The 23,458-nt window shown below is 28.9% G+C and carries 18 protein-coding genes; 6 read left to right on the top strand and 12 right to left on the bottom strand.

What is annotated here, in order from left to right:
- Positions 1 to 42 precede the first annotated feature (42 nt).
- The 3 genes from L2Z92_RS14285 (at position 43) to L2Z92_RS14275 (ending at position 2,574) form a co-directional block, all read left to right on the top strand.
- On the top strand, positions 43 to 519 hold the full coding sequence (locus L2Z92_RS14285; protein WP_236454820.1) for a hypothetical protein: 477 nt from the start codon (positions 43 to 45) through the stop codon (positions 517 to 519).
- 623 nt (positions 520 to 1,142) lie between these two features.
- On the top strand, positions 1,143 to 1,928 hold the full coding sequence (locus tag L2Z92_RS14280) for a sensor histidine kinase (RefSeq protein WP_236454818.1): 786 nt from the start codon (positions 1,143 to 1,145) through the stop codon (positions 1,926 to 1,928).
- The gene (locus L2Z92_RS14275) at positions 1,918 to 2,574 is read left to right on the top strand and encodes a response regulator transcription factor (RefSeq protein WP_236454817.1); all 657 of its coding nucleotides are present in this window, start codon (positions 1,918 to 1,920) and stop codon (positions 2,572 to 2,574) included. The genes L2Z92_RS14280 and L2Z92_RS14275 overlap by 11 nt, the downstream gene beginning before the upstream one ends.
- Positions 2,575 to 2,576: 2 nt before the next feature.
- Here L2Z92_RS14275 and L2Z92_RS14270 read toward each other — a convergent pair whose 3' ends face one another.
- The 10 genes from L2Z92_RS14270 to L2Z92_RS14225 form a co-directional block, all read right to left on the bottom strand.
- A complete protein-coding gene (locus L2Z92_RS14270) occupies positions 2,577 to 3,038 on the bottom strand; it encodes a gliding motility lipoprotein GldH family protein (protein WP_236454815.1) in 462 nt (153 codons plus the stop codon).
- Positions 3,039 to 3,115: 77 nt separating this feature from the next.
- Positions 3,116 to 6,058: a protein translocase subunit SecDF gene (gene secDF, locus L2Z92_RS14265; RefSeq protein ID WP_236454813.1), complete on the bottom strand. Its 2,943-nt coding sequence runs from the start codon at positions 6,056 to 6,058 to the stop codon at positions 3,116 to 3,118.
- Between the two features lie 178 nt (positions 6,059 to 6,236).
- Complete coding sequence (locus tag L2Z92_RS14260; RefSeq protein WP_236454811.1) at positions 6,237 to 7,169, bottom strand: malate dehydrogenase; 933 nt, start codon at positions 7,167 to 7,169, stop codon at positions 6,237 to 6,239.
- Between the two features lie 21 nt (positions 7,170 to 7,190).
- A complete protein-coding gene (locus tag L2Z92_RS14255) occupies positions 7,191 to 8,189 on the bottom strand; it encodes a DUF6588 family protein (RefSeq protein ID WP_236454809.1) in 999 nt (332 codons plus the stop codon).
- The gene (gene gyrB / locus L2Z92_RS14250; RefSeq protein ID WP_236454807.1) at positions 8,190 to 10,130 is read right to left on the bottom strand and encodes a DNA topoisomerase (ATP-hydrolyzing) subunit B; all 1,941 of its coding nucleotides are present in this window, start codon (positions 10,128 to 10,130) and stop codon (positions 8,190 to 8,192) included.
- Between the two features lie 207 nt (positions 10,131 to 10,337).
- A complete protein-coding gene (asnB, locus tag L2Z92_RS14245; RefSeq protein ID WP_236454806.1) occupies positions 10,338 to 11,951 on the bottom strand; it encodes an asparagine synthase B in 1,614 nt (537 codons plus the stop codon).
- Between the two features lie 326 nt (positions 11,952 to 12,277).
- Positions 12,278 to 13,474 carry a C10 family peptidase gene (locus L2Z92_RS14240; protein ID WP_236454805.1) on the bottom strand — a complete coding sequence of 399 codons (1,197 nt, stop codon included), beginning with the start codon at positions 13,472 to 13,474 and terminating at the stop codon, positions 12,278 to 12,280.
- A 461-nt stretch (positions 13,475 to 13,935) separates the two neighbouring features.
- A complete protein-coding gene (locus L2Z92_RS14235) occupies positions 13,936 to 14,385 on the bottom strand; it encodes a hypothetical protein (protein WP_236454804.1) in 450 nt (149 codons plus the stop codon).
- A gap of 80 nt (positions 14,386 to 14,465) precedes the next feature.
- A complete protein-coding gene (locus L2Z92_RS14230) occupies positions 14,466 to 16,220 on the bottom strand; it encodes a porin family protein (RefSeq protein ID WP_236454803.1) in 1,755 nt (584 codons plus the stop codon).
- 54 nt (positions 16,221 to 16,274) lie between these two features.
- The gene (locus L2Z92_RS14225; RefSeq protein ID WP_236454802.1) at positions 16,275 to 19,289 is read right to left on the bottom strand and encodes a tetratricopeptide repeat protein; all 3,015 of its coding nucleotides are present in this window, start codon (positions 19,287 to 19,289) and stop codon (positions 16,275 to 16,277) included.
- Between the two features lie 189 nt (positions 19,290 to 19,478).
- On the opposite strand from L2Z92_RS14225, the gene L2Z92_RS14220 reads away from it, so the two are divergent.
- Positions 19,479 to 20,162: a cell division ATP-binding protein FtsE gene (locus tag L2Z92_RS14220; RefSeq protein WP_236454801.1), complete on the top strand. Its 684-nt coding sequence runs from the start codon at positions 19,479 to 19,481 to the stop codon at positions 20,160 to 20,162.
- Here L2Z92_RS14220 and L2Z92_RS14215 read toward each other — a convergent pair whose 3' ends face one another.
- Positions 20,163 to 20,999: a 2OG-Fe(II) oxygenase gene (locus tag L2Z92_RS14215; RefSeq protein WP_236454800.1), complete on the bottom strand. Its 837-nt coding sequence runs from the start codon at positions 20,997 to 20,999 to the stop codon at positions 20,163 to 20,165.
- 26 nt (positions 21,000 to 21,025) lie between these two features.
- Between L2Z92_RS14215 and L2Z92_RS14210 the strand changes: the two genes are divergently transcribed.
- Both L2Z92_RS14210 and L2Z92_RS14205 read left to right on the top strand, forming a co-directional pair.
- The gene (locus tag L2Z92_RS14210; protein WP_236454799.1) at positions 21,026 to 21,937 is read left to right on the top strand and encodes a glycosyltransferase family 2 protein; all 912 of its coding nucleotides are present in this window, start codon (positions 21,026 to 21,028) and stop codon (positions 21,935 to 21,937) included.
- Positions 21,915 to 23,072, top strand: a complete 1,158-nt coding sequence (locus tag L2Z92_RS14205; protein WP_236454797.1) for a glycosyltransferase family 4 protein — start codon at positions 21,915 to 21,917, stop codon at positions 23,070 to 23,072. The genes L2Z92_RS14210 and L2Z92_RS14205 overlap by 23 nt, the downstream gene beginning before the upstream one ends.
- On the opposite strand, the gene L2Z92_RS14200 is transcribed toward L2Z92_RS14205, so the two are convergent.
- Positions 23,065 to 23,457 carry a sugar 3,4-ketoisomerase gene (locus tag L2Z92_RS14200; protein WP_236454795.1) on the bottom strand — a complete coding sequence of 131 codons (393 nt, stop codon included), beginning with the start codon at positions 23,455 to 23,457 and terminating at the stop codon, positions 23,065 to 23,067. The genes L2Z92_RS14205 and L2Z92_RS14200 overlap by 8 nt on opposite strands.
- Between the last annotated feature and the right edge of the window lies 1 nt (position 23,458).

Genomic DNA, 23,458 nt, shown 5'->3' with positions numbered 1-23,458 from the left:
AGAGATACTTTTGTACAATATCAATTTAAAATCAAAACTATTATGAAAAAACTAATATCAGAAGATCTACAAACTATTGATCTACAATTAAATGATTTCGATGCTAACTTGACAGATCCAAAACAATTAATAACACAAGATTTTGCAAAACAACTTAGCAGTAATCATAGTTCTAAAAATGGAAATAGTGATGATGCAAATGCGGTTTGGTATTCTATTGAAGAATTAGAAAACTATATTAACTTTATTAAAAAAGAGGGAAATGAAAAAGGTTATAAAGTTGATGGTATTCGTTTCTATTTTGGTTCGTATCCTAATGATGCTAAACATGCTGAAAAAGCTGGAAAAAGTACTATCTTTCTAACTCCAACTGGTCAAAAGGTTGATGCAATGAAAGGTGCAGCACTAAATTTTGTTGCAAAAGATGATTCAGCACAGAGTGATGATATTAATGAAATTAGTCCAATGAACTATGGTTCAATGGGAAACCCTCCAAAAATGGTCTATCCATCAAATTAAAAAATGCTAGAAAACATAAGATTTTATACTATTTATTTAGCTTTGTTATCTGGAATTATTGGTTTGTTTTTTTATCACAAACTACCAAATAACAAAGCTAAATCTATTTTAATTATGATTTGGTTATCTGTTGTCATTGAATTTTTAGGAATAAATTTCAGTAAATGGACAGGAATGATTAACTATTTCATTTTTAATTTCTACATATTAATAAGCTTTTTCTATTATATATACCTACTAAAATTATTATTAAGTAAAATTATTTATAAAGTTATTGCCAATTGCTTTTTAGTTTTATTTATCATTTTTTACATTATTAATTTCATTCTCATACAGCACAACATAGATCAAACCTTTACTAACAGTTTTACTCTAGGTGTGTTTTTTGTTTTAATTTTATCTTGTTTATATTTAATAGAAATTTCTAATTCGGAAAAAATATTAAACTTTAAACGTTCTATTTATTTTTGGTTTATACTTGGAGTGTTGTTGTTTCATCTTCCATTTTTACCTTTTATGTTAGCCATTGATTGGTTTTTAATTGAACGTGTAGAGTCTATATATAGTTTCGTCTTATTTGTTTTAAATTTATTAATGCACTGTTGTTTTATAATAGGATTCGTATGGACAGAGAAGAGATACAATTATTAGTAATTTCCCTTAGTATTGTATTCTTTACATTATTAATATTATTGTTTGCTTTATTTTTTTATTTTCAGAAGAAAAAAACTCAATTTCTTATTGACAAAATGGAATCAGAAATTCATTTTCAATCGGAACTGATAAAAACGAGAGTTGAAATTAAAGACCAAACACTAACAGAGATAAGTAAAGAACTACATGATAATATCGGTCAAATAATATCCGTTGCTATCATGCAAGTGAACCTTTACTTGAAAGATAAAGATAAAGTTACGGTTGAGGATTTAAATGAGCATAAAGACGTTTTAGCAAAATCTCTTGATGAAATTAGAATTTTATCGAGATTAATAAATAAAGATAATTTAATTAATACTAATTTTATAGAATCTATTAAAAATGATTTTGATAGGATTCAAAAGTTAAAAAACATTGAATGTGTTTTTAATCATGAAGATAATTTTCCGAAAATTAATGTTGAACATGAGTTAATACTTTATCGTATTTTTCAAGAAGCAATACATAATAGTTTAAAACATTCATTAAGTAAAAAATTAGAAATGGATGTTATTTGTGAGAACAAAAAATTATTGATTAAATTGAAAGACTATGGAGTTGGTTTTGATGTTAACAAAGGGAGTAAAGGATTAGGTCTAAACAATATTCGATTTAGAGCTAAACTTATAGGAGCAAATGCAATAATCGAATCAAACAATAACGGAACTATTCTAGTTTTAGAATATACATTAAACAAAAAAAATGAAAGCTAAAAACAAAGTAATAATAATAGATGATCATTTATTATTTTCACAATCCCTAAAGTTTTTGATTAATAGTTTCGAAGATTTCACTGTGGTTAATAATTTTGAAAATGGTAAAGACTTTATTGATTGTGTTACAGCCAATAAGATAGATTTAGATGCTATAGACATTGTCTTACTTGATGTTAATATGCCTATTTTGGATGGTTTAAAAACCATGGAATGGATAAAGATTAACAAAGAAGAATTGAAAGTAATTGCCCTTTCTGTAAATGATGATGAAGAGACAATTATAAAAATGATGAAAAATGGAGCAAAAGGCTATTTACTAAAAGATACTTCCCCACAAATTTTTGAAGAAGCTTTGAAAACAGTTTCCGATAAAGGTTTTTTCTTTACAGAGTTAGTTTCTGGTCTTTTAATTAACAGATTAGATAATGATAAAAATATCAAACTTGAATTAAAGGAAAAAGAAATTATTTTTATAAAACATGCTTGCACAGAAAAAACATACAAAGAAATTGCAGATGAAATGTGTCTAAGTCCGAAAACTATAGATGGATATAGAGAGCATCTTTTTGCTAAACTAGAAATAAGAACTCGAATAGGTTTAGTCCTTTATGCAATAAAAAACAAAATTGTTAATATAGAATAATACTATTTTTTCTCAGCAAGTATTCCAATACCTAATACATTAGGTAAAAACTGACCATTAAATCCATTTTTAATTTCAAATGTATACGCACCTTTTTTTAAGTTGACATTCTCCTTAATAATAGTGTGCAAATCACAAATATCACCTGAACAATCAGCTAAATCCTTACCGTTATCATCTTTAATTTTCACATTCATTGGAACAACTTCTTTTCTCCCGTCTGGATAAGTTATTGTAACTTCAAATGGAACATACTGAAATTGAAAATCATAAATATGACTAAAATTCAATTGTAAATTAGAATTTTCAACATCACTTTCTAATGCTACATGAAATGATTTAACTTCAGATGTAAGCCATCTATTGTCGTTAAAGTCATTATCAAACTCACTAATAACAACATTTTTATTACATGATAAGAATAAACAACAAGCAACAAGCATTAAATAACGATATACATTCATTTTATATATTTTAGAATTATAAATATAAAAAAAAGACCTGAAAATTCAGGTCTTTTTTTATATATAATGTGTTAAAACTATTCTTCTTTTTTAAACTCAGCCATTTTCTTAGCTTCTTTATCACTCATAGTATCATTCATTACAGGTGTTGCAACGAATAAAGAGGAATAAGTTCCTACTAAGATACCCACTAAGATAGCAAATACGAATCCTTTTACTGAATCTCCTCCGAAGAAGAAAATTGCAAGCAATACTACTAATGTAGTTGCAGATGTATTAATTGTTCTACTTAATGTAGTATTTAATGCTTTATTTACTAATCCTTTGAAATCTGATGATGAATTATAATCTAAATACTCTCTAACACGGTCAAATACAATTACCGTATCATTCAATGAATATCCAATTACAGTTAAGATTGCCGCAATAAATGCTTGATCTATTTCCATGTTGAATGGTAAGAATGTATAAAAGAATGAGAAAATACCTAATACAATGATAACATCATGTGCAACAGCAGCAACAGCACCAAGACCAAACTGCCATTTTCTAAACGACATCATTAAGTAAAGGAAAACTACAAATAGAGATCCTAAAACAGCCCAAATAGAGTTAGTTTTAATATCTTTTGAAATTGTTCCCGATACTTTAGAAGATTGCATGATACCCGCATTTTTACCTTCGTAAGAATTTACAAAAGTTTTTTCAGTCATATTAGCTGGTAAGTTTTTCTTAAGAGCGTTAAATAACATTGTGTTTACTTCTGCATCAACACCCGTACCTTCTTCATCAACTCTATATTTAGTAGTAATTTTCAATTGCTTGTCATTACCAAATATTTTTGCTTCTGCACTTTCAAAAACAGCAACTAAATCTTTTGTTACTTCTTGAGCGGAGACTGGTTTTTCAAAACGTACTTGAAAAGTTCTACCTCCAACAAAATCTACACCTTGATTTAATCCTTTAGTAAATAATGATATTAAACTTAATACAATTAATGTACCAGAAATCATATAAGCAATTTTACGTTTTCCTAAGAAATCAAAGTTTAAGTTTTTAAACCAGTTTTTAGTAATTGACGTTGAAAATTCTATTTTTTCATTTCTACTTAAACTCCAGTCTAGGAAAATTCTTGTAATAAAAATCGCAGTAACTAATGAAGTTAAAATACCTATTAATAAAGTAGTTGCAAAACCTTTAATTGGTCCTGTTCCTAAAACAAATAATATTAAAGCAGTAATGAAAGTTGTAACGTTAGCATCTACAATAGAAGACATTGCACCTTTCCAAGTATAAGCATAATTTACAGCTTCTTCAACTGTTTTACCAGAATCTAGTTCTTCTTTAGCTCTTTCGTATATAATTACGTTAGCATCTACTGCCATACCAATTGTTAAAACGATACCCGCAATACCAGGTAATGTTAATACAGCTCCAAAACTTGCAAGTGCTCCAAAAATGAATAAAATATTTACTAACAAAGCTAAGTTTGCATAGAAACCTGCTTTACCATAATAAACAACCATCCATAATAATACTAAAGAAAAACCAATAATAAATGATAACATACCACTTCTAATTGATTCTGCTCCTAATGATGGACCAACAACTTCAGATTGTACAATTTTAGCTTCAGCTGGTAATTTACCTGCTCTTAATACGTTAGCTAAATCTTTAGTTTCATTAACTGTAAAACTTCCTGAAATTTCAGATTGACCACCTGAAATAGCTCCTCTACTTACACCTGGTGCAGAATATACAATATTATCTAAAACGATAGCAATTGCATTTCCTTGTTGAGAAACTGTTCCTGTTAGTTTTTCCCATTGTTGTGCTCCAGCTCCATTCATTTGCATAGAAACAGCTGGTCTACCTTGTTGATCGAAAGTATCTCTTGCATCATCAATTACACCACCACTAATTGGTGCTTTACCATCTCTACCTCTTTTTAAACCGTAAAGTTCAACAATTTCAGGATTCTTAGTATCAGCTTTACCCCATACAAATTTAACATTTGAAATATCGTTTGATAAATTTGCTCTTATATCTTTTCTTCCTAAATATCCACCAATTAAAGCAGTATCAGAAATTTTAGCATATCCTAAAACAGAAAAACCTTGTTGTTGAGTAATCTGTAATTTTTCAAATAATGGATTAAATACAGTTTTAGTTGTGTCTGCCTTATCTGTTAATAATTCAGATAAATTATTTGAAGTAGAATCAGCAACAACTTCTTTAGTTTCAGCCTTTACTTCTTGTTTTTCTGTAGCTTTTAATGCTTCGTTTGCAGCAATTAAATAATTTGCTACTTCTTCAATTTTGTATGTTTCCCAAAATTCTAATTTTGCTGTACCTTGTAATAACGTTTTAATACGATCTACATCTTTAGCTCCAGGTAATTCAACTAAAATTCTTCCTGAGCTTCCTAACATTTGAATATTTGGTTGAGTTACACCAAACTGGTCAATACGTTTTCTAAGAACTCCAAAAGCACTTTCTACTGATTCATTTACTTTTTTCTTGATGATTGGCTCAATTTGGTCATTAGTCATATTTGACTTTATATCCTCATCTAGACTTCTGTTTGCAAAGATATCAATACTTGCCAATTTTAAATTAGCTGCATTTGCTTCTTTAAAGAAAGCATCAATAAAATCTTGATTTCCTTCTTGATTTTCTTTTGCATCTTTTAGCGCTTTAAGAAAACCTGAGTTTTTAGATTCATTTGATAAACCAACTAAAATATCTTTAACAGATATTTGAAGGATTACGTTTAATCCTCCCTCAAGGTCAAGCCCTTTTTGTAATTGATTATCTCTTACTTCATTGTAAGTTTTCCCTAAGAAAACTTCTTCTTTCCCTATCGAATCTAAATATTTTAATTCTTTTGTGAAATCATTTTTAGCTTTTTCTTTCGCTAAGTTGCTATATTTAGTAGCTACAAAAGTGAAAGAAAGTTGATAAATACAAACCAACGCGAAAAGAATTGCGAAAAATTTAATTAGTCCTTTATTCTGCATTATTACTATAAATTAATTATTCTATTTTATAAAAACGAACAAATATATAATTTACAATAAGATTAACCAATTTTATTTCCTAATAAAACTGGTTTTTTTCATTATTATCTTATTGATGACTATATAAAAAAAACTGTCAAGCAATATGACAGTTTTTCGTGTACTCTTTTTTTAAGTATTATAATACCGATTTTAAATCAGCATTCATATTACGAACTGCTTCCGCACTTTTAGCGAATAATGCTTTTTCTGCATCATTTAATTTTACATCAACAATTTCTTCGATACCGTTTTTACCAATAATACAAGGTACACCGATACAAATATCACTTTGTCCATACTCTCCTTCTAACATTACTGAACAAGGAATCATACGTTTTTGATCGTTTAAAATACTGTCTACCAAATACGCTACAGATGCACCTGGAGCATACCAAGCAGATGTACCTAGTAAACCTGTTAAAGTTGCACCACCAACCATAGTTGAAGCCGCTACTTTGTCTAACTCTTCTTGAGACAAGAAGTTTGAAACTGGCGAACCATTGTAAGATGCTAATCTTGTTAAAGGAATCATAGTTGTATCTCCATGACCACCAATCACCATTCCTTGAACATCATTTCCTGGTTTTTGTAAAGCTTGAGACAAGAAATATTTGAAACGAGAGCTATCTAAAGCTCCACCCATTCCAATTACTCTGTTTTTTGGCAATCCAGTTGCTTTTAATGTTAAATATGTCATTGTATCCATTGGATTAGACACTACAACTATAATTGCATTTGGAGAATGAACTAATACATTTTCTGCTACAGACTTTACTATCCCAGCATTTATACCAATTAATTCTTCACGAGTCATTCCTGGTTTTCTAGGAATTCCTGAAGTTATAACAACTACATTACTTCCTGCAGTTTTTGAATAATCGCTTGTACTTCCAGATACTTTTGTATTAAAAACTGTAGTTGTAGCACATTGCATAATATCCATAGCTTTACCTTCAGCAAAACCTTCTTTAATATCTAACAATACAACTTCACTTGCAATTCCTCTATATGAAATTACGTCTGCACATGTTGCTCCTACGTTTCCAGCACCTACTATAGTTACTTTCATCTTTTTTATGTTTATTTTTTTTTAAAATTTATATTGTACTCCTAAATTGAGATTAGCAAATTTACCAAAAGCAAATGAACTTTGCAAAGCAAGTTTATTAATATGATAAATACCTGAGATTTCAAAGACATAATTGACCTTATCTTTCTCTATAGTTTTTAGCAAATCATTAATTATAGCTTGAACTGGAATAAATCCTTCAATAGATCCTTCTGGTCCACTTACTAAGTATTCAAATTTACTATTATTTACAATGAAATTCCCTATTAATTCAAAATTATTAAATTCTTTAGAACCAACAACATTAAAATGCCATGTATCAACTTTTCCATTAATTTGATTAATTCCTAAATTTCCATAGGCAGTATTAATATCTAAGAAATCGAAACCTATATCTTCTTTCGAATATATTGTTGCAATGGCTAAATGAATATTTTTATCCTTCCAATTTAAGAAATGTTGACTTATGTTATATTTTAATCCTGCTCCATACACTTGATAATACCCCTTTTTAAGTTTTGTTCTTGTAGAATACCTACCTGTGAATTCAAAACCCAAAGGTAACTCAACGCTTGCCTGTAAATACGGATAAATAATACTTTCTTGATTGACACCTTCTGGCGTTTCGAATCGGACTTGTTCTCCTCCAATTTCTCCCGTTAGATAAACTTGATCATCATTTCCTAATGCAGAAGGTACAGTAGCGGTTGAATTTCCTTCAATCTCGAAAAATTGAAAATCAGAATTTTTAATAGTAAATTCTCTGTCTTTTTTGGGAACGAAAAATATATTTGTATGTATTCCTAATGTTACATCCCAAACTTTTTTTTTCTTTGGAGACAAGACCCAAGCTGAAGAAGATTGATATACAGCAGCATCTGTAATTGGTAATATATATTGTTCAGAATACAAAAGGGCATCTGATAACAGATACCCTATTTTATCAAAATCAGTTGGTGCTTGTGCATTAGCTTTCAAAACAGCTAACAAAAAAACAAAACACGTTATGATTTTCTTCATTTATACGTCGATTTTAGCGTAAGCTGCGTTCTTTTCAATAAACTCTCTACGAGGTGGAACCTCATCACCCATTAGCATTGAGAATACTCTATCAGCTTCTGACAAACTATCGATTGTTATTTTGCGAAGTGTTCTAAAGTCTGGATTTAATGTTGTGTCCCATAATTGCTCCGCATTCATCTCTCCAAGACCTTTATAACGCTGAATATTTACACTTCCTCCCATTTGCATTGCTATTTGATCACGTTGATTATCATTCCATGCATATTCCTTTTTATTTCCTTTTTTAACCAAATATAAAGGTGGTGCTGCAATATAAACGTGTCCTCCTTCAATTAGTTCTTTCATGAATCTAAAGAAGAATGTTAAAATAAGTGTTGAAATATGGGAACCATCGACATCGGCATCACACATAATCACTACTTTATGATAACGTAATTTTGTAAGATTTAAGGCTTTGCTATCCTCTTCTGTTCCTACAGTTACTCCTAATGCGGTAAAAATATTACGAATCTCTTCATTTTCAAACACCTTATGTTGCATTGCTTTCTCAACATTCAAAATCTTACCTCTTAAAGGTAAAATTGCTTGAAACATTCTATCTCTACCTTGCTTTGCTGTTCCACCAGCCGAATCTCCCTCAACAAGGAAAATTTCACATTTTGCTGGATCTTGCTCAGAACAATCTGAAAGTTTACCTGGCAAACCTCCACCGCCCATTACGGTTTTACGTTGTACCATTTCTCTTGCTTTCTTAGCTGCATGACGAGCTTGAGCTGCTAAAATAACTTTCTGAACTATAATTTTTGCATCATTTGGATTTTCTTCCAAATAATTTTCTAGCATTTCTGCTACTGCTTGAGAAACCGGAGAAACTACTTCTCTATTTCCTAATTTTGTTTTGGTTTGACCTTCGAATTGAGGTTCTTGAATTTTTACGGAAATAATTGCTGTTAAACCTTCACGGAAATCATCTCCTGAAATTTCAAATTTCAATTTTTCTAATAATCCTGAAGCATCAGCATACTTTTTCAATGTACGCGTTAATCCCATACGGAAACCTTGCAAATGCGTTCCTCCCTCATGGGTATTAATATTATTTACGTATGAAAATATATTTTCGTTATAACTTTCATTATATATAAGTGCAACTTCTACAGGAATGTTATCCTTTTCATTCTCCATGCTAATAACATGACTAATGATAGGCACACGATTTCCATCTAAGAATTTAATAAACTCTTTTAACCCTTCTTTAGAATGAAATATCTCTGAAACGAAGTTACCTTCTTTATCTGTATTTCTTTTATCTGTTAAAGTAATTGTAATTCCTTTATTCAAGAAAGACAACTCTCTTAAACGTCCTGCTAAAGTATCATATGAATACTCTAAAGTTTGAGTAAAGATTGTAGGATCTGGTTTAAAAGTAACCATTGTTCCTCTCTTATCTGTAGTTCCAATTTGTTTTACTGGATATAACGATTTACCTTTCTCATATTCTTGTTCATAAATCTTACCATCTCTAAAAACTGTTGCTTTTAATTCGTCTGATAATGCATTTACACAAGAAACACCAACTCCATGCAGTCCTCCTGAAACTTTATACGAATCTTTATCAAATTTACCACCCGCACCAATTTTAGTCATTACAACTTCTAGTGCTGAAATACCTTCTTTCTTATGAATATCTACAGGAATACCACGACCGTTATCTTCTACCGATATAGAATTATCTTCATTTATAAATACAGCTATAGTATCACAATGTCCAGCTAAAGCCTCATCAATTGAGTTATCAACAACTTCATATACTAAATGATGCAACCCTCTAACTCCAGTATCTCCAATATACATCGAAGGACGCATTCTTACGTGCTCCATTCCTTCCAATGCTTGAATACTATCGGCCGAATAATTGTTTTTCTTTACTTCTTCACTCATATTTTTAATTCTTATAAAAGACTCATTATTATTAAACAGACAAATATAACGATTCTGTAAAAAATTTAGTTCATAAAGAATTATTTTTCCGCAGAAGTTATTAACAAATGTTGAAAATTTTCATTTTAAACCACTTTTAAGCCATTAAAAATAAAAAAACGTCAACCAATATAGCTGACGTCTTAAAAATAAATAAAAAATCAAATTTTAAACCGTTTCTTTTTCTTTAGCAATACCTACATCTGCTTTTACATGTGCCGCGTTTGCTCTACCACTTGGATCTTCATTTTCTTGCCATTTAGGAATCCATTTTCTTACAGTTTGCGCAGCGCTTTCTTGTGGAAAATGTTTATGAAATATTGTTCTGTAATAAAAAGCTTCCTTACTTGTTGGTGTATTATATGGAAACAATTCTTTTGCTTTAGCAAATTCACTATCTGAAACTTGAGAAGCACAAAACTCAATCAACTGATCGATCCAGTTGTAGCCAACTCCATCTGAAAATTGTTCTTTCTGTCTCCACAATACTTCATCTGGCAAATAAGGTTGTTCTGGTGTATCGAAAGCTTTTCTTAGAATGTATTTTTCAATTCCTTTATAGGTTTTAGGTTGCTTTTCTTCAGGCTTAATCTTTATTGCCAATTCTAGAAATTCCTTATCTAAAAACGGAACACGCGCTTCTAAACCGTGAGCCATTGTTGATTTATCTGCTCTTAATAAATCGGCCGTAAATAACTTTTGCACCCTTTCAATTGTTTCTTTTTGAAATTCTTCTGCTGATGGTGCATTTCTAAAATACAAATATCCTCCAAAAATTTCATCAGCTCCTTCTCCAGACAACACCATTTTTATTCCTAAATCTGTAATTTCTTTAGACATAAAAAACATTGGTGTACTCGCTCTAATTGAAGTAACATCATATGTTTCAAGATGCCAAATTAATTTCTCTATGTTTTTTATTCCTTCTTCGATAGTAAAGTATAATTCATGATGTTCAGTTCCTAAAACCTTTGCCACTTTTCTAGCAGCTACTAAGTCTGGTGCATTTTCATCTAAACCAATTGAAAAAGAGTGGAGTGTTTGAGAATCTCCTAATAAACGTTTTGCAATAGAAGATGTTAAGGAAGAATCTAATCCTCCAGAAAGTAGGACACCAAAAGGAACGTCTGCCATTAATCTTTTTCGTACCGCTTCTGTAAGTGATTCTCTAATTGTTGTATAATCTAATTCTTCAATAGCTTTAGATTGTTCTTCCCATTCTGGTTTATAATACTTAACAAATCCTGTTTTAGCAGTATAATAGTGTCCTGGAGGAAATGTTGAAAAAGTTTTACATTGATCTGCTATTGATTTCATTTCACTTGCAAAATAATATCTTCCTCTTTCGTCAATTCCATAATATAATGGTTTAATTCCTAACGGATCTCGCCCTGCAATAAAATCATCTCCATCTACAACTACAAATGAAAACATGCCATCTAAATAATCGCAAAAATCATATCCGAATTCCTCATAGAGATGCACAATTACTTCTGAGTCTGATGTTGTTCTAAAAGTATGTTCTTTTAAAATTGTTTTTCTTAAAGTTTCATGATTATAAATTTCGCCATTATGTATCATCCAAGCAGAAGATGTTCCTTGAATAGGCTGTTTTCCTGTATGTAGATCTACAATCGATAATCTTTCATGCGAAAGTATATGTCCGTTTTCTGTAATATGAATATCGCTTTCGTCTGGTCCACGATGACTCATTCTTTTAGATAATTGTTGCACTAAAGTTTCTTCTTTCCCTTTTCCGATAATGGCTAAAATTCCACACATAACTTTATAATTTATTTTTTTATATCTTATTTTCGTTTCATTGATAAAGCAAAATTGAATATTTATGTTTTAAAAATAAATCATAAAAACATTTTTAATTACAAATTAAAACTAAAATAAATAATTTACATATTTTATGTAATTTAAAGACTGTAAAAATGTGTTTTTTGTTAACAACTATAAATAAATATTTAATAAAGGATCTGTTTTAAGGTTTTAGAGAAAATAAAAACTAATTATTAAAAAAAAGACCCCTAAAAAAATATTTTTAAGGGTCTCTGCTAAAAAACAAAAAATAACAATTCGAGATTGTGTATTATTAAAGCCTATTTTCTGAAATTATAGAAAGCTGTTGTTCCACTATTAAAGTTATATTTTCCGCTATTAAAATCTGCATAAGCAAACCATCCGTCTGCTTTTCCACCCCAACCCCAGTTGAAGTGCAGATAAGAAGTACCTCCAGTTAAACTATCTATAAAATAACCACCATCTGCTAACCATAGATGTCCTGCACCAGCCACAGTATCTTGACCTGAAAAAACTACTATATTCTTAGACTCTATTTCATTTTTAATATTTGAAAAAAGCACATTATCTGTACCGTTAAAATAATACTTTTTCAAAGGGCTTGTAAATCCTAAACTAGTATAAGTAGAGTATCTTGGTAAATAATAGCTAGCATAAGATCCTGATCCCGTACAAGTATAATTCATTCTCATAATGTCTGCTACTCTTTTCATCAACTTACCTACTTCATTTCCAGCAGCCGTATCTAAATGACTTTCGTCATATGAATCATATAGTAAAGAATAATCATAAGCAGGCATTGATTGATAATAATTAACAACCTGTGACAAACATGTACTTACACAACCTGAATATGCTTTACCACAAGGTAGTGATTTTTCACAGTTTGATAATGACGGACTAGAATTTTGTTCTGGTGAATAAGTATTATACACACAGCCTTGATTCCATCTAGTTGTAACAAATGGAACAGTATAAACATAAGTTGATTTCTGATTTGACTTATAGTAATCAATATTTTCTAAAACATTATATTTAGAAGCAATTTGATTTACTCTTTTCTCGAATGTATTAACTTTTGTAATATCTTCTATTGATTTTTTTCTAAAATTGTTAATTAAGTCCTCGTATTTAGATAGCCAGTATTTCAATTGTTCTGGAGCATCTTCCAAATCAATTTTATCTTTTCCAAATCCAAGAACGATATCTTCTGTACGTTTATCTCCAGAAATTAAAATAAAATAATCCTTGTTCTGTTTTTTTGTGTTGAAAACATAAATACTTGGCGTTTGGTTTTGATCATAAATAGTGTTCAATTTTAATGTAATTTCGGAAGTATTAGCTGTTCCTTCAATGACTTTTTTCGCAATGTTTTCAGCCTGCAATTGCGAGATTAAATATTTGTCATTCCCATTATTAAAGTCAGATGAACTGTTATCATCTTGACAAGACATAATTAAAAAGATAGACAAAACTAGAGTAAAAATTTTTTTCATTTTTTTAAAATTAAAAGTTATTACTCAAAACTACTTTCAATTTTTCAAGAATAAAATAGGAGTTTTGTGAAGTGCAATTTGAAGGGAAACTAACTTTTATTAAATAACTATAAAACAAAAGTTTAGTTTTTTACCACTACTCAAACTTTAACAAGAATTATAGGAAAAATATAACACTGAGCCGCATTTTTAACTAATAGATTTTTCCTAATAAAAAAGTTAAAAAAATAGATAAAACACAGCGAACTGGACTTTAAAAAAATAAACAAGAAAATTCTACAAATATTTATTATTAAATAAGAAAAAACCTAATAATTTATAGTTAAAATTAAAAATTACAAAAAAACCTACAAAAGCAAATAAAATCCGCGGATTTAGAATTTTATTAATATAAAAAACAAAAATGGTTAAATAAATAGAGGGCAATTTATTTAACCATTAATCCAAAAAAATAGATTTAGTTATTCTATTTTTAAAATTTCATACTTCATATTATTGAATGCAAATTCTTCTTTACTTGTTTTTCCTTTCATTGCAATACCTAAAGGAGAATCAAGTGAAAGCGCAACAATATCGTTATTATCTAAAGTTATCTTAGGCATTGCAATACTTATAAAAAAAATAAATTTATCTGTATAGACTAAACTTCCTAAACCAACATTCGTATTAATAACCGTATCGTTTATACTTTCTAGAATGTTTTTTTGAGCTATTACTTCTTTTAATTGTTTGCTTAGTTTTTCTTGTTCTAAATGCATCATTGCCAAAGCTGTCTCATGCTTATCTCCTGCAGAACCTTTTGCATCGTTTTGAGCATCCTGAGACAGATCTTCAATTCTATTTCGAAGTGTCTTTATTTTTTCTTCGAGTAGATTATTATAACAATTGTATACTTTTTGCTTTAAAGTCATTTATGTAATTATATAAGATGAGAAAAGTTCATTAAGAAAAATTTTCTCAATGAACTTTTGTCTATGATTCTATTTAATTCTTAAAAATCAAATTTATAATTCGCTCCTAAAAGCACTTGAATTCCTTGCACAGGAAAATTTGACCATCTATTATATTGTTGATTCGCTAAATTATTTCCTCTTAAAAATGCAGTTAACCTATCGTTATATTTATAACCGATATGAGCATTCAAATCGAAATAGCTATCTAGGCTTACCTCTTTTTGAGAAAATGTACCTGGATTAATTGTTAAATCATCTTGAACAGTAACGATGTCTTTACGTTCCCCTACAAAGAAAACATTTGTTCCAGCATACCATTTGTCATTAATATCGAAATCTAATGTAGTTCCTACATTTAACTGTGGTAAATTCCAAGCTTCAGCTTGAGTCTCTGTTGTGTAATTATTATAGGTAGCATTTATTCCTAATGCTACTCTTTTAGAAAAATCGGCTTTAATTTCTCCAAAGAAACTTGCTGTCTTCACATTGTCGTAGACAACATTTAAAGAATTTCCATTTGTATATCCTTCTGTATTCACGTTTCCTAAAACATATTGATTACTTACAAACAATACTTTATTATCGTCATTATTAAAAGATCCACGAACATTAAAGGCTACTGCATTTGCCAACTTCCCTTTTAGTCCAACATAAATATCATATTTATTATCTGTTGGCGCTACAATTAGGGTTGGAGAAACAAATGGATTTTGATCTACAAACTCTGCATAGGAGTTTTGGTTTAATCCTCCTTCTGCTCCTGCATACCCAACTAAAATATCACCTACAATTCTATAAGATGCTTTTATATTTGGATAAACAAATAATTTACTATCGCTTATTCCATTAATTTTCCCTGTCGAATAGAAAATTCCTGCTCCTAATTGCACAGAAAAATCATCTTGTTGATATAATATGCTTGGTTTTGCACCAAAAATAACATGACTGTATTTTATCTCTTCTAATGCTGTATAATTTCTCTCAAATTTTCCTCCAACATAATCAATAATAAAGTTCGCTTTTACTTTTTGATCCATTACATCAAAATTGAAGTTAGGTTTTAAATAGAAACGATTTTCCCCTGAACCAAATCCGTCTGAAAAACGCTTGAACATTAAACTTGCTTCTTTAAAGAAACTCTTCTCTAAATTCAATTTTCCTCCCAAACCAATTGTATTATAGGATTGCTTTGGGTTGATTGCTTTTATTGTTGCTTCATCAAAAAAGATATTTGTGGTTGGCAAACCATACCAATTGTAAATTTGATTTTTAACACCTAAATCTACATTCCAACTTAAATCTCTTTCGCGACTTCCATAAGTTACATCTAAACTTGTATTGTAATATTTATCATCTAGCACTAAGTCTTTAATACCTCCTTGAGAAGATAAATGACGAAGCATTCCACCCACATAGCTATTTCTTCCGAAGTTCTCTGTGATAAATAATTCTGCATTTACTGTTGGATAGTTACCAAACCCTAAAGTTGCATAATTACGATATAATTTTTCTCTTTCCGTTTTGTCTACTCCTGCCGCTTTTCCTTTTGCAGGTGTAAATGTTGATGCTACTGGAAATGAAAAAATATTATATTTAATAATTTCTTTTTGAGTATTATCATCATCTTCCATTACAGGTGTTTCCTTAACTTTAAAAGCATCTGAAATGGTTGGTGTATATGGTTTTACAATATTTACTACTTCAGAGCCTATGTTCTCATCTTTTACTTGGGAAAAAGTGAACTGAATAGATAATACTGTAATTAGGAATACTATATTTTTTATTTTTCTCATATTTTTAATTGTTGCGTAAGGTTTCTTAAATAAACCTTTGAGTTACACAGAAATTTAATTAGTAATTGATGAATTGGTTTTAGATTCTTCTGCTTTTATCTTAGTCAACTCAACTTTTGCTTCTTCAACAACATCTTTATAGTCAGCGAAGTTTTTAATTACACTCTCTAATATATAAGTTGCTTGAAAACTATCTTTTAGTCCATAAAAATTCTTAGCCATAATTACTAATCCTTTTGCTCCATAATATTTATATCCTGAATAATCTTTTGCAATTTTTTGAATAATTTTATTCGATGCATCAAATTTTCCTTCTTTATTTTTAAAGTAAGCATCATAATACAATGCTTCAGCTGCTAATTCACCTTTTGCAATTTTCAACAAATCTGCATAGGCTTGTTTTGCCTTAGTTTCATCATTCGTTTTAATAGCAGAACGTGCAACAATTATTTGAGCATCACTTTTAATTCTATCATCAATTTTATCGTTAGCTAAAACTTTATCGGCATAAATTACTGCACTTGAATAATTTGTTTTTTCATAATATGATTTCATCAAATTAGATTGTGCATAGGTTTTATTTTGAGGAAAATCGGCTTCATTTTCTAATCGTTTTAAAATTGGAATTGCTTTATCGAAATCACTTGTTTTTAAATGCACTTGACACAACCTAGCTAATGCTTGTTCTGTAAATTCGTTTCGAGATTGATTAACAACATATTCATAGTGCTTCACTGAATTCGATTCTAATTTATCTGCGAAATACAATTGTGCCAAATAGAAATTTGCTTTTAAAGCATGAAGTCCGTTTGGAAATTTAGCAACATAACCACTAAATCCAGAAATTGCTTGTTTTGCATTATTCATTAAATATTGCTTTTCGGCAGACTCATATGTGGTATTATCTAAATCGGCATTAGAGACTTCAATAAAACTTAATGTTTTAACCCAATCTGAATACTCTTCTACTTTTCCACTATCAACATAAATTAAACGTGCAGTTGCAACCGCTTCTAATGATTCCGAGCTTCCAGGAAATTCGGCAGCCACCTTCTTGAATTTCACTAAAGCTGGTTCCGTTTTATTGTTGTTGTAATAAATTAAACCTTGTTTTAATATTGCTTTAGCCACATAGGAACTTGTACTATAATTAGCAATTAATTTATCGTAGGTACTTACTGCTTTTGTTTCATTATTTTCATTTACGTAAGTATTTCCTAACTCATAATAAGCATCATCAGTATATTGCGAACTTGGATATGTTTTTACAAATTTTTCTAAGTCTTCAATCTTTCTATCATTTTTACTTACAAAACCATAACTAATTCCTTTTTGAAATGCAGCATAATCAGCATTAACGCTTTTCATTTCTATAGCTTTATTATAAGCATCCATTGCAGGCCAATATTTTGCGGAAATAAAATTACAATCTCCCAAACGAAGAAAGGCATCTGTTTTTCTAACATTATCATTCATGATTTCTTTAGTAAAATCATTAAAATATTTTATTGCGTTATCATAATCCTTCAATTTAAAATAAGAATAAGCCAAATTGTAATTCACATTTTTAATTTCTGGTGTTGAAGAAGCTTCTTTATAATTAACAAATTGTTTAAAACTTAATAATGCTTCTTTATATTGGTCTAAATTATACTCCGTTTCTGCTTTCCAAAATGTTGCACGAGCCGTAAACTTTGCATCTTTATTCTCTGAAATTGATTTTTTAAACAAACCATAAGCTTCTTGATAATTACTATCTGTATACAGTTCTAAACCTCTATAAAAAGTAACTTTTTGATATGCTAATTTATTCTCTGGTGATTTATTTTTTTCTAATAAAACCAAAGCTTCTTTATAATTTTTTGAAGTAATGTAAGAGTTAATCAATAAGTTATTGATTTCTGCTTTGTTTGGATTATTTGGATATTTTTCTAAATAGGTATTCAAAATTTCAGGAACAGATTGATATGGGTTACCAATTTCATAACTCAATTTTGCGTAATTCAAATAAGCATCTTCTTGAATTTTTGCTTCAAACTCCATTTCAGAAGCTGTTTTAAAAGCATTTAAAGCTTCTTGCTTTTTATCTGTTTTTAAGTAACTTTCTGCCAAATGATAATAGGCATTTTGAGCAACATGATCTTTTCCGTTGATTATCTTATTAAATTGAGCTATTGCATTTTCATAATCCTTCTGTTGATAATAAGCATAACCTAGTTGATAATAATCTGTATTATTCCATTTTCCTCTTTTACCTCTATAATCTAACAAATAAGGCAATGCTTTATCATATTGCTTTAGATTAAAATAGCTTTCTCCAATTATTTTAGACAGTTCTCCTTTTTCTAAAGCATTAGATTTTTCAATTTGTGCTAAACCTAAATCAATTGCCTTTTGAAAATTACCAAGTTTAAAATTCATATCGGCTTGAAAATAGCCCATTTTTTCTTTGTACTTATCTTTATCCTGAACTTGGTCAAAATATTCATTTGCACTATTGTAATCGTCTGTTTCGTAAGACATATAACCTAAATAGTATTTTGCTTGACTACCATAGGTTTTAGAATTCATTACTTTATTAAAGTGTTTTGATGCTTCGCTAGTATTTTTTACTGTAAAATAGGCATATCCTTTTTGAAAATTAAATTTCTCAAGATCCTCATATGACATTGAACCCGTATTTGCTTTATCAAACCATTCAAGTGCTTTTGCATAACTACCTTGATCGAAATAGTAATGTGCTACTTCAATATAAGCTTGATTTTGTTTTGTACTTGTTGGATAATTTTCTACAAATCGCTCTATTAAATCATCTGCACCAATTTGGTTTAAACGAATGGCACAATTCGCAATATAATAGGAACAATCTGATTGTATTTCTAAGTTAGAATTCTCTTTTTTAACCCTTTCAAATAAAATTTGAGCGGATTGATATTGTTTGTCTTTATACAACGTTACTGCTTTATCATACTCCTTTAATTGATGCGTGTAAACAGATGATTGTTGTGCTGAAACCATTAGTGGACTAACAAATAGGATAAGTAAGGCTAATTTCAGTATTTTTATCATTTTTTGCTTTTATTTTATTGACTTCAAATATATAATTTATTACTACTATAAACGAAGGTACTTAACAAATTATTGTAATAAACTAGAACTAGTTTATCAACATTAACACTATTTTTGATGGATTTTGATTTAAAATTTTGAAAGAGAGTACTAAGTTATTACTTTTACATCATTAAACTTTAAAAAACCATGTCTGAAACCATTCTTTCTTTAAATGATATTACTATTTTTCAAGAAAAAAATCCAATTTTAACAAATGTTAGTCTAGATGTTACTAATGGAGATTTTATCTATTTAATTGGAAAAACGGGTTCAGGAAAAAGTAGTTTTTTAAAAACACTTTATGCCGATTTATTCTTAACAGAAGGAGAAGGTACAATTGTTGGCTATGATTTGAAAAATTTAAAAGAAAAAGATATTCCCTACTTAAGACGTAAATTAGGAATTGTTTTTCAAGATTTTAAATTGCTACCAGATAGAAATGTGAAGCAAAATCTACTTTTTGTTTTAAAAGCAACTGGCTGGAGTGAGGCAGAAGAAATGGATACAAAAATTGATGAAGTTTTAGACAAGGTTGGAATGAAAAACTACGTTTCAAAAATGCCACATCAACTATCTGGCGGAGAGCAGCAAAGAATTGCTATTGCTAGAGCTTTATTAAATGATCCTGAATTGATATTAGCCGATGAACCAACAGGAAACTTAGACCCGCAAACTAGTGTTGAAGTAATGGAGTTATTAAAAAAGATTAATAGTACAGGAAAAACCATCATCATGGCTACTCATGACTATGCACTACTTTTAAAATATCCTGCAAAAACACTAAAATTTGAAGCTGGAAAAGTTTTTGAAGTAGTACAAAGGACGGTGTAATTATTTTTCTTTATTATAATAATGAGGATTCTCTTTTATTCCTTTTTTAAAAATTTTTCTTATTCCATTTCTCAACCAAGTATCGGTTTGCAAAATAATATCTGTTATTTTGTTTTCAGGTCTTCCTCTAAATGAAGTGACATGGAACGAATCTGTTACTTGTAATGGTGAATTCGAAAAATAATAATTAGAAACACAACATCTCTTATTATTAACAACAACAGGAGATACCGAATGAAGAGATTTATTATGTGTAGCCATAACTGCCAAACGATTAAATTTACTTTCTATAGTAATTTGTTTGTTTTTCAATCCATTTGGCCACAATTCAAGATTTCCTCCATATTCTAATTTCCAATTAGGTGTTACATAATACAATAAATTTAATACTCTCCAACGTTCTCTTTCTTTGTCATGAGAATTATCTAAATGAGGATTTAAATATTGCTTTTCTTCCATTAATGAAATTCCACCAGCATATAGTTTCTCATCTGGAAAACAATCATTAATGACACAAATTTCAGCAATTAATGTAACTATACGAATATCTTGAAAAGCGTAAATAATTTCCTCTAATATGCTATCATATTGATTCATTTGAGCTGCAACATACTTATTTTCTCTCAAGCTTTTTTTCAAAACCATATTTACTGGCTTAGGAAAAAAATTAAATATTTTTAACGCAATATCTTCAGGCAATAAATCGTCTAAATAAAAAAAACCGATTTCGGGTTTAGAATATTGAAATTGTTTAACTAAAGTATCTTTATTTTTTTCTATTTTTGAGAAAATTAAATCTGCTAATTGATTTCTATTCACTTTGTGTCTTTTTAACAAAATTAATCATTTTAAATGTAATCCTAATGCTTTCAATCTTAATTCCTATATATGATACCAATGCATATCCTTTAGTTGAAGAATTATGGAAACAATGTATAAGTAATAAAATTAATTTTGAAATTTTATGCCAAGATGATGCATCAAAATCAATTTTAAACAAGGAAAACGAGAAAATTAACAATCTCTCTAATTGTTCCTTCATTGAACTTGAAGATAATGTTGCGCATCGAAAGAATCGAAATATTTTAGCAAAAAACTCAAAGTTCGAATATTTACTATTCATTGATGGAGATTCAAAAATTATAAGTGAAAAATATATTTGGAACTTTATATCCGAAACCAAACAATACGATGTAGTTTATGGAGGAAGAGTACATTCAGATCAAAAACCTGAAAGCAACTACTTATTACGATGGAAATATGGAAAGTATATGGAGGATCAAAAACCAATATTTAGGACTAAAAATCCTTTCAAATGTTTACTATTCAATAATACATTAATTAAAAGAACACTATTTGAAAAAGTAAAATTCGATGATGTTTTTATAAAGTATGGACATGATGATACCATTTTTTCATATAAACTAATGCAAGAAAATGCTTCAGTTTTTCATATTAATAATCCTGTACAACATGAAGATTTAGATACAAATGACGTTTTTTACAACAAAATGAAGCAATCACTTGAAAATTTACATGAAATTACAAACAAAAATTTTATAGATGAGGAGTATATTAAATTTACTCAGGTTACATCTAAACTAGAAAAAGCAAAATTAGATATATGCATAAGTATACTTTATAAAGTTTTAGAAAAAGCAATTAAGAATAATTTAATTGGTAACTATCCCAAGCTTTTTGTGTTTAATTTTTTTAGATTAGGTTATTTTTGTACACTAAAGATTAAATACAATGAAAGTTCTAATAATAAATAATTTCAATAATAAACTAATTATTGGTGGTGTAGAAAATTACCTATTAGAATTAAAAAAATATTCAGAAAATAACGAATCTAGAATCACATATGAATGGTATGGTTCTTCAACAAAAAAAACAAACTGGATACAAAAATTATATAATTATAATTCTACCAAAGAAATCATTCATTTGATTGATCGATTTAATCCTGATATTGTTCATTGTTATAGCATTGGAGCTCCTGTTACTCCTCATTTTATGAAGTATGCTAAAAAAAAGAATATTCCTATACTTTATTCTTTTAGAGACTATTATTATATATGTCCGAAAAACTTAATGATAAATAATAGAGGTGAAATTATTACAGAACATCGAAATTCTTTAGATTGTATCTTTAACCATCTACCAAAGAAAAACTTTATTATAGGTTCTTTATTACTACTAAAACAAAAATATCACAAACATTACATTAACAAATATGTAGATTATTACCTTACTCCTTCTAAAAATCTGACAAAAATAATTGGATTACACTTTGATTTAATAGGTGAAACATTGCCTAACCCTCTACTACTAACACCCCAAAATAACATAGGAAATAATAACAATTATATTCTTTATGTAGGCCGACTAATTAAAGAAAAAGGAGTTTTTACATTACTTAAATCATTTAAAAAAATCAAGGAAAAATATCCCGAAGAAAAATTAGTTTTTGCAGGTGAAGGTGGTGAAATGGAGGAACTAATTGATTTTTGTAAAATCAATAATCTGAAAGACGTTTCTTTTTTAGGAAACACCAATCGTGACGAACTCAAAAAAGTATATTCTAATGCTAAATTTGTTGTGGCTCCAAGTGAAATTTTAGAATCATACGGAAACATTGTCTTAGAAAGCTTTGCTTTCAAAAAAACCATTATCATTAGTGATTTATTAGGACTCAAAGATGAAGTAATAAAATATAAATGTGGTCTAGTTTTTCAATTTGGAAACGTTGATGAATTAACAAATTGTATAGAGACATTACTAACAAATATTACCCTAAAAAAAGAATTTTCAAATAATGGATTTGAATTTTCAAAAACAAGAAATTTTGAAAGTCATTTTAATAAACAAAAAGAAATATACAAGGAGTTATTAAAAAAAACTATTTAACTACGTTCAAAAAATCATTAAAATCTCTAATATAATCTTCCTCATCGAAAACTTCTGATGCAATCACCAAACATACCGAACCTGAAGAAAAGTTTTTTAACTCTCTCCAAATACCATTTCCTATCAATAAACCTTCATATGGCCTACTTAAAACAATTACTCTACTATTAATTCCATCATTCAAAACTACTTCAAAACTGCCAGAAAGTGCTACTAAAAACTCTTGATGTTCTTTATGAGCATGCCCTCCTCTTTCAGCACCACATGGAACATCATACAAATAATAAACACGCTTAATTTCGAATGGGATTATATTTTTTTCTATAACAGAAAGATTACCTCTTCTATCTTCAATCTTAGGTATTTGAATTTTTTCTATATTCATA

The sequence above is a fragment of the Flavobacterium jumunjinense genome, from assembly GCF_021650975.2.
Taxonomy (GTDB): domain Bacteria; phylum Bacteroidota; class Bacteroidia; order Flavobacteriales; family Flavobacteriaceae; genus Flavobacterium; species Flavobacterium jumunjinense.
Note: the sequence above shows the minus strand (reverse complement) of the source record. Positions and strands in the feature narration are given on the sequence as shown.